The 11958-nt window shown below is 69.9% G+C and carries 12 protein-coding genes; 8 read left to right on the top strand and 4 right to left on the bottom strand.

What is annotated here, in order from left to right; translation table 11 throughout:
• Nucleotides 1-120 precede the first annotated feature (120 nt).
• A complete protein-coding gene (locus CVO96_RS00220) occupies nt 121-393 on the bottom strand; it encodes an IPT/TIG domain-containing protein (protein ID WP_341476150.1) in 273 nt (90 codons plus the stop codon).
• A 142-nt stretch (nt 394-535) separates the two neighbouring features.
• Between CVO96_RS00220 and CVO96_RS00215 the strand changes: the two genes are divergently transcribed.
• Nucleotides 536-1537, top strand: a complete 1002-nt coding sequence (locus CVO96_RS00215) for a diacylglycerol/lipid kinase family protein (RefSeq protein WP_243398084.1) — start codon at nt 536-538, stop codon at nt 1535-1537.
• Nucleotides 1538-1664: 127 nt separating this feature from the next.
• Here the strand turns inward: CVO96_RS00215 and CVO96_RS21680 are convergent, their stop codons facing one another.
• Nucleotides 1665-1973 carry an HNH endonuclease gene (locus tag CVO96_RS21680; protein ID WP_112778671.1) on the bottom strand — a complete coding sequence of 103 codons (309 nt, stop codon included), beginning with the start codon at nt 1971-1973 and terminating at the stop codon, nt 1665-1667.
• Between the two features lie 142 nt (nt 1974-2115).
• Here CVO96_RS21680 and CVO96_RS00205 point away from each other — a divergent pair, with 142 nt between their 5' ends.
• Complete coding sequence (locus CVO96_RS00205) at nt 2116-3162, top strand: tyrosine-type recombinase/integrase (protein ID WP_103309029.1); 1047 nt, start codon at nt 2116-2118, stop codon at nt 3160-3162.
• 11 nt (nt 3163-3173) lie between these two features.
• Here CVO96_RS00205 and lnt read toward each other — a convergent pair whose 3' ends face one another.
• Entirely contained in the window at nt 3174-4679 is a 1506-nt protein-coding gene (gene lnt, locus CVO96_RS00200) for an apolipoprotein N-acyltransferase (protein WP_103309027.1), read from the bottom strand.
• 55 nt (nt 4680-4734) lie between these two features.
• Between lnt and CVO96_RS00195 the strand changes: the two genes are divergently transcribed.
• A complete protein-coding gene (locus CVO96_RS00195; protein ID WP_103309024.1) occupies nt 4735-5439 on the top strand; it encodes a metallophosphoesterase family protein in 705 nt (234 codons plus the stop codon).
• Nucleotides 5440-5613: 174 nt separating this feature from the next.
• Here CVO96_RS00195 and CVO96_RS00190 read toward each other — a convergent pair whose 3' ends face one another.
• Entirely contained in the window at nt 5614-6762 is a 1149-nt protein-coding gene (locus CVO96_RS00190; RefSeq protein WP_103309022.1) for an alanine--glyoxylate aminotransferase family protein, read from the bottom strand.
• A 189-nt stretch (nt 6763-6951) separates the two neighbouring features.
• Between CVO96_RS00190 and CVO96_RS00185 the strand changes: the two genes are divergently transcribed.
• The 5 genes from CVO96_RS00185 to CVO96_RS00165 are packed head-to-tail and all read left to right on the top strand — an operon-like array spanning nt 6952 to nt 11880.
• Nucleotides 6952-7668 carry an HAD family hydrolase gene (locus CVO96_RS00185; RefSeq protein WP_103309020.1) on the top strand — a complete coding sequence of 239 codons (717 nt, stop codon included), beginning with the start codon at nt 6952-6954 and terminating at the stop codon, nt 7666-7668.
• Complete coding sequence (locus CVO96_RS00180; RefSeq protein WP_243398082.1) at nt 7665-8678, top strand: dipeptidase; 1014 nt, start codon at nt 7665-7667, stop codon at nt 8676-8678. The genes CVO96_RS00185 and CVO96_RS00180 overlap by 4 nt, the downstream gene beginning before the upstream one ends.
• Before the next feature lie 36 nt (nt 8679-8714).
• Nucleotides 8715-9614 (top strand): C40 family peptidase, encoded by a 900-nt coding sequence (locus tag CVO96_RS00175; RefSeq protein WP_103309017.1) that lies wholly within the window; start codon nt 8715-8717, stop codon nt 9612-9614.
• Nucleotides 9611-10678 (top strand): dipeptide epimerase, encoded by a 1068-nt coding sequence (locus tag CVO96_RS00170; protein WP_103313201.1) that lies wholly within the window; start codon nt 9611-9613, stop codon nt 10676-10678. Before CVO96_RS00175 ends, CVO96_RS00170 begins: the two co-directional genes overlap by 4 nt.
• Nucleotides 10675-11880 (top strand): Gfo/Idh/MocA family protein, encoded by a 1206-nt coding sequence (locus CVO96_RS00165; RefSeq protein WP_103309014.1) that lies wholly within the window; start codon nt 10675-10677, stop codon nt 11878-11880. The genes CVO96_RS00170 and CVO96_RS00165 overlap by 4 nt, the downstream gene beginning before the upstream one ends.
• Nucleotides 11881-11958 lie beyond the last annotated feature (78 nt).

The raw sequence follows: 11958 nt of genomic DNA, 5'->3' as shown, positions 1-11958 counted from the left end.
GCCGGCCTTCACGTCCGCCAGACGGCCTGCAGAGAGGACAGGAACGGCCGCGCGGCGACAGGAAAGGGGGCGGCCAGCCCGAAAGCCAGCCGCCCCCCCTCAGCTCTGGTTAGTGCCGCATCACTGGCGGACGCTGTACGGCAGGCCGGTCGAGCGCTTGCTGCCGACCTCGACGAACAGCCAGCTGCCGCCCACGGGGGCGTCGCTGGGGATGGTGAGGACGATCTGCGTATCCGTCCAGGAGACGATGGCGGCGGCGGGGAAGACGAAGCCGCCCTCACCGGTTTCCGAGGCGCCCAGGCGAACTTTCCCGATGGTCGGCCCGCCCAGATAGCGGCCCTGGATGGTCACCTGACCGCCCCGGGCCGCCGCTTCGGAGACCTTCACGAGCATGGGCGTAACGGTGACCATCTGGTCGGCGGTTTGAACCTGCTGACGAGGCGCACAGGACGCAAGCACCCCGGCGAACAGTAAAGAAGCAACAAAGCAACGCAGCATAGCAACAGCCTCCAGCGGCAGTCTAATGACCTTTGATATGAGCGGTCAAACTCCCCCCCCCAACGACGGTACCCAGACCGCCCCCACCGAGCCCGTCGCGTCCCCGGTGTCGATCCCGTCCATGAGCGGCAAACGCGTGCTGGTCATCTTCAACCCCAAGAGCGGCAGCGGCGACAGCGGCCTGCCCGCCTTCAACCAGCTCCTGAGAGATGCAGGCGCCGAACTGGTCGAGCGCGAGCTCAGTTCGGACACGCCCATGAGTGAATTCGTCCGCGATATCGAGGAATTTCAGGCCGTGGTCGCCGCCGGGGGGGACGGCACGGTCAGCTCGGTGTCGTATGCCGGCCGCTACAAGAACGTGCCGCTGCTGGCCTATCCCGCCGGCACCGCCAACCTGATCGCGCAGAACCTCGACCTGCCGACCACGCCGGGCGAACTGGCGCTGGTCGTGGCCGAGGGACACGCCGTGCGGGTCGACATGGGCGAGGTGGAGGTGCGCGGCGAGAAGCGGGGCTTCGCCATGCTGGCCGGCGCCGGCGCCGACGCCGCCATGATCCGTGACAGCGAGGAACTGAAAGGCAAGTTCGGCGCGCTGGCCTACGTCATGAGCGCCATGAAGCAGCTCAACCCGAAGAAGACGACCTTCAGCCTGATCGTCGACGGCGAGCCGCGCGAGTTCGAGGGCATCGGCGTGATGGTCGCGAACTTCGGGATGGCCAACTACCGTCTGCCGATCACCAGCGAGATCAGCCCCAGCGACGGCCGCTTCACGGTCATCCTGATGAAGGCCGGCAACATCCTGAGGCTGGTGCCGAACCTGATCGACTCGGTGCGCGCCAAGCTGAACCTGGGCGACCCGCTGTTCAGCGGCAATCTGGAGACCGTCGAGGCCCGTGAGGTGACCGTGACCGCCGCCGATCCGTTCCCCCTGCAGTACGACGGCGAACTGCACGAGGAAACCACGCCCTTCACGGCCCGCATCCTGCCCGGCGCCGTGCGGTACCTGACGGCCGCGAAAAAGCAGGATCTGGACACCTGAGCCCGGCTGGAGCGTCCTGTTCCTCCCCGAATGCTCCCAGCCGGCTCTGGATGCCGACTGGGACGTATTTTTTCGAACTTCCTCACAGGAAGGCCAGGAAGGGGCCTCGGCGAACTGCCGAGGGGTTCTATAGCCTGGACGCGGCGCCGTGAAGCCACCTCCTGACGTCGGATTCACTCCGATCCCACTTTGCGCGGTTGCAGGGCTTGCAGGCCATGACCAGATGAGACAGATCGTGAGTTCCGCCGCTTCTCAGTGGGATGACGTGGTCGATGGCGCAGCCGAATTCATCCAGGGAGCCGTGGCAGTAGGCGCACGCTGCGGCGGAGGTGATGAGGGCGACGAGTTGATTGACGGTGGCGTGGACGCTGAGGTCGCCCCTGGAATGTCTGGCGATGCTGGCACTCTGGCTGCGGTCGATTTTCCGGCAGAGCAAGCGCTATGGACATCCAGGCCGACGCTAGAGCTTAAGCTCCTGACCTCACACTCAGGTCAGGGCCCGAGCGGCTCTGTCATCCCCATTCTATATGTTCTATAATTCCACTTATGAAACATAGAAGTCACGAAGGCGGCCAGCCATGACTCAGGCCGCCCTCGTGCTGGCCTCTCGCTGGTCGAACGCCGCCAACCGCCGCCGCGAGGGCCTGCGCGCCGCTCACTCGCAGGACGCCGACGTGCTGTGCGACCTGCTCTGGACGTACATGCGGCTCAAGTCCAGCCGGGGGGCCCGCACGAGTTCGCTGACCCTGGATCATTACGCGGAGTCCGTGAGGCGCTTCCTCCGGTTCACGGGGCCTCCGGAGTCGCCCACGCGGGCGCTGAACCAGTTGACCACCGAGGACTTCGAGGTCTGGCTGCTGGAGATGCAGTCCGAAGGGTTGTCGGCGTCCAGCGTGAAGCGGCACCTGTACGGCGTGCGGAACATGATGAAGGCCCTGGTCTGGGCTGGCGTCTTCGACCACGATCCAAGCGCCGGAGTCAGGCCGCCCTCCGACGCCACGCCAGCCCACGCCAGGAAACGGGCGATTCCGGTCGGCACCTTCAAGGAACTGCTGAACCTGCCCCTGGCGCTGCACCGCGAGGACAGCATCCGCGCGAACCGGGATCAGCTCCTGCTGGAACTGGGCGGCAGCGTCGGCCTGCGCGCCGCGGAGCTGGTGGGCCTGGACACCGCGGATATCGAGCTGAACCTGGGTCAACTCAAGGTGCGGGGCAAGGGGGGCAAACAGCGGATCGTGCCCCTGACCCGGCAGGTGGTGGCCCTGGCCCAGCGCTGGCTGGTGTCGCGCGCCGCCATCCAGGCCGAGGGGCTGTTGCACACGGAGGCGCTGCTGGTGTCGCTGACCCACCGCAACTATGGGGGCCGGCTCACCACCAAGGGCGGCCGGGACATCGCCGCGACCTACTACAAGGCGCTGGGGTTGCCGCCCGAGATGTGGGGCCTGCACACGCTGCGCCGCACGGCGGGCACCCACCTGTACCGGGCCACCCGCGACCTGCACGTGGTGGCCGACCTGCTGGGCCACTCGTCGGTCACCACCTCCGCGATCTACGCCAAGATGGACACCGAGGTGCGGCGCGAGGCGCTGGAGGCCGTGCAGAAACTCAGGGACGCCGAACCCTAGACCCCCCGGCCCTACCAGCGGCGCCGGGACTGCTGCTCCAGCCGGAAGCCGAAGGCCACCATCAGCGCGGCCAGCAGCAGCGCGGGTAGGTCGCCTACGCGCATGTACAGTGTCTGACCACTCAGCAGGCGGGGCCGGACGTGCAGCGCCCGCACGGTCTCCCCCGTGCTCACAGTCTGCACCGGCTGCCCGAGGTCGTTCACGCTGCCCGCCACGCCCAGATTCACCGAGCGCACGATCCAGCGCCGGGTCTCGATGGCGCGCACGCGGCCCATGTTGAAGTGCTGCTGCACGCCCCAGCCCTGATACCAGCCGTCGTTGCTGGGATTGACGAGCAGCTGCGCGCCCTGCCGGGCCAGGTTCCGCGCCACCCAGGGGAACACGGAGTCGTAGCAGATGTAGGCGCCGTAGCGCACGCCGCCGAGGGTCAGGGGGCGGGGGTTCCTGTTGGGATTAATCGGTTGCAGGATGAAGCCGATCGAGTTCTCAATGATCCCGTAAGCTGGCCTTAACACCTGATAGAGCGGAAAGTATTCGCCGAAGGGAACCAGTTTGGCCTTCTCGTTCCAGGAGGTGACCCCTCCAGTGGCGTCGATGCCCGCGACCGCATTGAAGTTGGGAGACCCCTGCGGATTCGCGCCGCGCGCGCCCACGCCGCTGATCCCCGGCCCTGGAAAAGTCGGAAGGATGTCTGGTCTGGTCGGTGCCAGGAGGGCCGTTTCGCTCCAGATGGTGATCTCACCGGGGCGCTGGTCGCGGGAGGCATTCCGCTGAACCTCTACTTCCTCGTCTGGACTGAGTTCACCGGAGGCGCGGCTGAAGGCTGGAAACGTCGTCCTCAACAACTGCACCGGCTGCTCCGGCCCCGCGCCCGGCGTGCGGGTCAGGCCGTAGCCCAGGGCCAGCGCCCAGGCCAGGGCCGAGAGCATCAGCGGACGCCCTCTCCCCCACGTCCAGCGTGAGGAGATGAAGAAATGGGCCAGACTCGCCGCGCTCAGGGCCACCAGCACGCTTCCCAGCAGGACGCCGCCGAGGTCGGCGATCTGGATGGCCGGCGTGGGCAGCAGGCCATAGCCCAGCGTGGGCCAGGGAAAGGCCAGCGGCCCCAGGAAGCGCAGGAACTCCAGGATGACCCAGCCGCCCGCCAGCGCCCAGACGCGGGCCGCCCGGTCGCTCAGGAGGCGGGCCAGCGGGTAGGCCATGACGGCCAGAAAGGCGCCCTCCAGCGCGTAGAGGGCGAAGGCCAGCACGCCCAGGAGCGGGACGCCGAAAATGTTGCCCAGGAAGGCCGTGAGCCACCAGAGGTGCACCGTGAACAGGCCCAGGCCCGACCAGAAGAGCCGCCCCGTGACCTCCCGGGGGCTGCGGGGCTGGGCGGCGAAGTACAGCACGCCGGCCAGCGGCAGGGCGGCCAGGGCGCTCCAGGCCAGGGGCAGGCTGCAGGCGGCGAGCAGGGCCCCCAGCGCCGCGGCCTGCAGGGGGATGCTCAGGCGGGACAGGACAGACACGTGCGCCATGATAGGGGGTGTGGGGCGGACAGGGCATGTCCCTTTGGTCTAGGATGCTCTTACCTTGAGAGTGGCCTTTATCAGTGACATCCACGGAAACATTCACGCGCTCACGGCCGTGAAGCGCTTTCTGTCCGACAACATCGTGAATCAGGTGGTCGTGGTCGGCGATCTGGTGGGTTACGGCGCCAGCCCCGGCCCGGTCATCGACTTCGTGAAGCGCGAGGGCTGGCTGACCGGCCTGGGCTCCAGCGACATGCGCGTGGCCATCGACCTGGGCGACCGCAACGACCGCAAGGGCGTGGCCGATCAGGTGCTGGCCTGGACGAAGAAGATGCTCACGCCCGAGCAGATGGACTTCCTGCGCCGCCTGCCGCCGGGGGGGCGGATCACCACGCCGGTCGGGCGGGTGCGCTTCTTCCACGGCAGCCCGCACGACCCGGAGCAGCGCCTGGATCTGATGGCCAACGAGCGCGACCTGGAAACCCTGGCCGAATCGCTGGGCGCCCGGGTGGTCGTGATCGGCGGCTCACACGTGCCCTTTACCCGCACCATCGGGGAGACCACCTTCCTCGATCCCGGCTCCGTGGGCCTGACCCTCAACCACGAGCCGGGGGCCGACGTGGCCATCGTGGACTGCGTGGGCCGCAAGCCCAAGGTCTCCCTGCACAAGGTCACCTACGATTTCGCCTCCAGCGCCTTCGACATCATGGCCTGGAACCTGCCGCCGGTCATCGCCGACGTGATCAAGACGGGGCGGATGGGCTGAGGCGGGCGCTGTCGGAGGACTGCGGAGACGGGAGATAAGTCATACGGACTCCGACCCCATCCCGTCTGTTTGGGTTCAATCCGACGAACGGGAGCAAGGGAATTGGACGGAGTCCGTATCAGAAGATGCGGCGGCCCAGTGAGGCCGCCGCATTTTGATCGAGCGGTCTGACCCTCAGGCCAGGACACCCTCCAGCGCCTCGTCGAAGCGGGCCACCAGACGGGACTCACCCAGGATGCCCTCCAGGGCGTACATCAGGGCGCGGTAGGGCGCCGGGCGGGCCGCCTCGCCCATCAGTCCCAGGCGCCAGATCATGCCGGCGGTCGGGCCCAGGCCGCCCGTGACGCTGATCTCGCGCTGGCGCAGGGCCAGGCGCACACCGGCGTCGTCGAAGCCCTGGGGCAGCCGCAGGGCGAGCACGGTGGGCAGGCGATCCTGGGGACGCCGGACATAGTGCGAGAAGCCCAGGGGCGCCAGCGCCGCCAGGATCGCCGCGCCGACCTCCTGCACGCGCCGCACGCGGGCCTCCATGCCTTCCTCCAGGGCGGCCTGCAGGGCGGCGTGGAAGGCGAAATGCAGGTTCACCGGAACGGTGTGGTGGTAGGTGTGGCGCGTCCAGTAGTCCTGCAGGCCCTCGAAGTCGCAGTACCACAGCGGCGTGGGCGTGCGGCGGGCGCTGTAGCGGGCGAAGGCGCGCTCGCTGATCGCCACCGGGGCCAGGCCGGGCGGGGCCGAGAGGCACTTCTGCGCCCCGGTGTAGGCGTAGTCCACGCCCCACTCGTCCATGTGGAAGGGCTCCATGCCGGCGGTCGTCACGGCGTCCACGGTCAGCAGGGCGCCGCTGCCGCGAACCAGCTCGGCAATCTGCGGCACCGGGTTCAGCACCCCGGTACTGGTCTCGCCGTGCACCACGGCGACCATCTGCACGCCGTCCAGGTGGGCGGCCACGTCCTCCGGGCGGATCGCCTCGCCCAGCGGCGCGGTGACCAGACGCACGCGGGCGCCGTAGCGGGCGGCCATCTCGGCCATGCGACGCCCGAAGGAGCCGTTGGCGCAGACCAGGATCTCGTCGCCCTGCTCCACCAGATTGGCGAAGCCGGCTTCCATGCCCAGGCTGCCGGTGCCGGCCAGCACGGCGGTGAAGTCGTCGGGCCGGGTGCCATACATCACGCGCAGGTCGGCCTGGATTTCGCGGTTCAGGGCGAAGACCTCGGGATCCATGTGACCCAGCATGCCGCGCATCAGGGCCCGCTGGGCCCGGGGGTGGATCGGCGTGGGCCCGGGGGTCAGCAGGATGTGGTCGAGGTGGAGGTCATCGAACATGGCCTCAATCTACCGGATCAGGGCGTGGCGCGCAACGATATTGCCCCCAGTCCCCTAAACGGGTAGATGAGAGCAATAGAATTGCGCGAACATACTCCAGGCGTGATCTTTCGGGCGCTGGGCCGGCTGATGGGCGCCGTCCAGGGGTGCCTGGGACGTGCGGCGCGCCAGATTCACTAGCATGGAGGCATGACGTTCCCCACCCCGCTGCTGGCCGTGCTCTTCGACCGGGACGACACCATCGTCTTCACCGACCCGCAGATCTACCGCGAGGCGGCGCTCTGGGCCGCCGGGCGCTTCGGGCTCGATGCCGCCCAGGTCGGGCAGACCCTGCGGGCGCAGTGGACGGACACCATGGCGCGCTGGTGGCACCTGCGGACGCTGGAGGAGGAGGCCACCTTCTGGACGGACTACGGCGAGGAACTGGCCCGGCGCCTGGGCCTCCCGCCAGCGGCGGCCGGCGAATGGATGGAGACCTACCCCTACGAGCGCTACATGAAGCCGGTGCCGGGCGCCCGCGAGGTGCTGGGCGGCCTGCGGGCGCGGGGGCTGAAGGTCGGCGTGCTGAGCAACACGCTTCCCAGCATCGACCGCACGCTGGAGGCGGTGGGGCTGCGCGATCTGGTGGACGTGGCGGTGGCGAGCTGCACCCTGGGCGTCCATAAGCCCAATGCCGGGGCGTTCCTGCACGCGGCCGGGGCGCTGGGAGTGTCTCCTCAGGCTGTCCTGTTCATCGACGACAAGCTGGAGAACGTCGAGGCCGCCCTGGCGCTGGGGATGCGGGCGCGGCTGATCGACCTGCGGGGCGAGACCGAGGGGGCGATCCACGATCTGGCCGAGGTGCTGGGTCTGGTGGACAGCGTGAACGGCGCCGGTCAGGATGCCGCGCTGACGGCCGCGCGGTGAATCCGCGTCTGCGCATCGACGGCCACCTCGACCTCGCCTACAACGGCCTGAATGGCCGTGATCTGCGTCTGCCCCTGGAGGCCCTGCGGGCCAGCGATCCCGTGCAGGGGCAGATCGCCACGGTCAGCTTCCCCGAACTGCGGACATCGGGCCTGGGGCTGTGTCTGGGCACCCTGTTCGCCCTGCCCCAGACGCCGGACAGCCCCCACGGTTATACCGACGCGGCGGGCGCGCGGGCCCAGGCCCTGGCCCAGCTGGAGCAGTATCGCCGCTGGGAGGACGAGGGCCTGATCCGGCTGCTGCGCTCGAGGAAGGACGTCGTGGGCCATCTGGAGAGCCTGGACAGCCTGCATGACGGGGCCGCGCCCCTGGGCGTGGTGCTGCTCATGGAGGGCGCCGACCCCCTCCGGACGCCGGACGACCTGCCGTGGTGGGCAGGGCAGGGCGTGCGGATCGTCGGGCCGGCGTGGGGGGCCACGCGCTACGCCGGGGGGACGGACGCGCCGGGGCCGCTCACCGCCCTGGGCCGCGAGCTGGTGGGCGCCCTGCGCGACCTGCAGCTGACCGTGGACGCCTCGCACCTCGACGACGCCGCGTTCTGGGACACGGTGGAGATCGGGCCGCGGCTGATCGCCTCGCACAGCAACGCCCGCGCGCTGGTGCGGGGGAACCGGCACCTCTCGGACGATATGGCGCGCGCCGTGGCGGCCACGGACGGCGTGATCGGGCTGGTGTACCTCAGCTCCTTTATCGAGGACGGCTGGCAGGACGGTCAGGCGGGCACGCCGCTGTCCGGACTGGCCCGCCACGCCGCGCACTACGCCGGGCTGGTGGGCTGGGAGCGGGTCGCCCTGGGCAGCGACATGGACGGCGGCTTCGGCGCCGAGAAGACGCCGGCCGGGGTGGGGCGGTACCGGGACGTCTTCGCACTGGGCGAGCACCTGCCCGCCGGGGAGAACGCCGGGGTGCTGGGCGGGAACTGGGCGCGCTGGCTGAGCACGCACCTGTGATGGGCGACTCCCCCGGCGGAGCGGTACCCTGGAACCGTGATCACCGAGTTAGACCCACGCCTCCACGCCTTCGACCCGGACGCCCGCGTGGCCGAGGACAGCCTGCGGGCGCTGCTGCCGGAGCCCGGCTGGAGCTTCGTGAGCGCCTGGCCCGCCCAGGCCGGGGCGGAGCGCCTGAGCCTGCGCGCCGCCCCCGACCCGGAGGCCGCCCAGGTCAGCGAGGCCCTGCCCGGTGAGGGAATCGACCGGCTCTGGGACGGGCCGGACGGCTGGGTCTACGTCCGCGTCCAGACCGACGGTTACCTGGGCTGGGCGCGGGCCGCGGGTCTGGTGGACGCCGGGTCGGCGGACACCTCCCTGCAGGTCACGGCGCTTCGCGCCCACGCCTTCGCCGGCCCGAAGATCAGCCGCCCGATCCGCGCGGAGCTGTGCCTGGGCAGCGTGCTGGGGCGCGGTGAGGGCGAGGTCGTCGAGGAGAACCTGCGCCGCTGGGTGCCGGTGGTGCTGCCGGGCGGGGCGGCCGCCTGGGTGCAGGAGGTGACGGTCTCTCCCCTGCCGGACGGCGACCCCGCCGATCTGAGGGCCGATCTGAAGGCCGAGCTGGCCCTGCGCTTTCTCGAGACGCCCTACGTCTGGGGCGGGCGCAGCGCCTGGGGGCTGGACTGCTCGGGGCTGACGCAGGTGGTCTCCGCCGCCTTCGGGCACGCCATCCCCCGCGACGCCGACCAGCAGCAGGAGTTCCTGACGCCGGTCGCGCGGCCCCAGCGCGGCGACCTGGTGTTCTTCCCCGGCCACGTCGGCCTGATGCTGGACGAGCGGCGGCTGGTACACGCCAACGCCACCCACATGCGCGTGACCGTGGAGACGCTGGGCGAGGGAGCCTATGGGCAGCGGCTGGAGGCGTCCTGCACAGGCTTTGGGCGGTGGAACGGGTGACCACGGCCCAGACGTCTTCGACACCGGCCCCCGCTCCTCAGACCGGCGCCGTTACCTGGGAGACGCTGGAACTCCATACCGCGCAGCCGTTCGGGATCGCGCGCTGGACGCATTCGGTCTATCCACGCACCTTCGTGTCGTTCACCCAGGACGGCCTGACCGGGCGTGGCGAGGCGGCCCCCAACGCCTTCTACGGCGAGACGCGCGGCACGGTGGAAGCCGTCCTGCCGCTGCTCTCGGACGCACTGAGGGATCCCTGGGACTGGGACGGGCTGGGCGCGCGGCTCTCGAATCGGATGCCCCACGACCATCCCAGCGTGAAGTGCGCCCTGGAGATGGCGGCGCTGGAGTGGTGCGCCCTGTCGGTGGGGCGGCCGGTGTGGCAGCTGCTGGGCCTCTCGCCGGCTCCCCTTCCGGAGAGCAGTTTCACCGTGAGCCTGGCCGAGCTGCCCGACATGCGCCGGCAGGCCCGTGAAGCTGTGCAGCGCGGCCACGGCGTCCTTAAGGTCAAGCTGGGCACGGATCGGGACGAGGCGATCATCGAGGCGCTGCGCGAGGAGGCGCCGCACGCCGCGCTGCGGGTGGACGCCAACGCCGGCTGGACGCGCCCCCGGGCCAAACGGATGCTGGGGGTGCTGGACGCGGCGGGCGTGGAACTGGTCGAGCAGCCGCTGGCCGCCGGGGATCTGGAGGGGCACGCGCAGCTGCGGGCGCACGCACGCGTCCCCATCGTGGCCGACGAGAGCCTGCACCATGTCCAGGACGTGCTGGCCCTGGCGAACGCCTTCGACGGGGTGAACCTCAAACTCGCCAAGCTGGGCGGGCCGCTCCAAGCGCTGCGGGCCCTACGGCTGGCGCGCGCCCACGGCCTGCAGGTCATGATGGGCTGCATGATCGAGAGCAGCCTGGGCATCGCCGCCGCCGCCCACCTCGCGGGGCTGTGCGACTGGGCCGATCTGGACGGCGCCCTGCTGCTGGCCGACGACCCCTTCAGCGGGCTGGAGTGGCAGGCCGGCACGCTGGCGCGGCCCACGGGGCCAGGGTGGGGGGTCTCCCGGGCATGACGCTGAGGGTCGCCCTGCTCGGCTGCGGCAACCGGGGGGCCGATGTCTATGGGCTGCACCTGCGCTCACTGGGCGTGGAGATCGCCGCGCTGGTCGAGCCGCGTCCGGCACGGTTGCAGGAGGTGGCACGGCGCTTCGGTCTGTCGGCAGAGGCGTGTTTCCTTCACTGGGACGCCTTCTTCGCGCTGGGTCGCGTGGCCGACGCGGTGGTGATCGCCACGCCGGACGACCAGCATGTCGAGCCGTGCCTCGCGGCCCTGGCGCTGGGCTACCACGTCCTGCTGGAAAAACCCGTCTGCCTGCAGGAATCCGACATCGCGCGGCTGCTGGAGGCCGAGGCGGGGTCGGCGGGCCGGGTCACCGTCTGCCACGTGCTGCGGGCCACCCCTTTCTTCCAGGAGGTCACGCGCGTGCTGGACGCCGGGTCGCTGGGGCAGCTGGTTGGCATCCAGTGGGCGGAGAACGTGGCGTGGTGGCACTACGCGCATTCCTACGTGCGCGGCAACTGGCGACAGTCGCCGCCGGCCGCGCCCTTCGTGCTGGCCAAGAGCGGCCACGACCTCGACCTGCTGCGCTGGTTCGCCGGCTCGCCTCCGGTGTGGGTGTCCAGCGAGGGCGCGCTCCATCACTTCCGCCCCGAGAACGCCCCGCCGGGGGCCTCGGATCGCTGCGTGACCTGCCCAGTGGTCGACTGCCCCTCCGACGCCCGGCGGATCTATCCCTCTCGGCCCCTGGACGTCTGGCCGAACACGGTGCTCACGGCCGGCGGCGTGTCCCTGGACGAGGCGCTGGAGCGTGGGCCGTACGGCGAGTGCGTGTACCTGGGCCGCAACGACGTGGTGGATCATCAGGCCGTCACGGTCGCGTTCGGCAACGGGGTCACGGCGCAGCTCACAGTCAGCGCCTTCACCCACAACAACACCCGGACGTTCAAGCTCCTGGGCAGCCGGGGCGAACTGCGTGGGCACATGGAGTGGGGCGAGCTGGAACTCCATGACTTCGCGTCCGGCACGTCGTCCCACTGGGTGGTCGACACGGCCGGAAACCACGGCGGCGGCGACTTCGGGATCAGCCGCGCCTGGGTCGCCGCGCTGGCGGGCGAGGCGGAGTGGCCCTCTCCCCTGTCGGTGTCGCTCGATTCGCACCGGATGGCGTTCGCGGCGGAGCGTTCCAGGGTGTCTCAGACGGTTGAAGTGCTGTAAATTCTCATATCAAAGAGAGTAAGTGAATAGTTTCACTATAATCCAGGATCGTGAAATCGTTGTTTGCCTGCTCTCTGA

This window comes from Deinococcus koreensis, from assembly GCF_002901445.1.
Lineage (GTDB): Bacteria > Deinococcota > Deinococci > Deinococcales > Deinococcaceae > Deinococcus > Deinococcus koreensis.
This window is presented reverse-complemented; position numbering and strand designations above follow the sequence as displayed.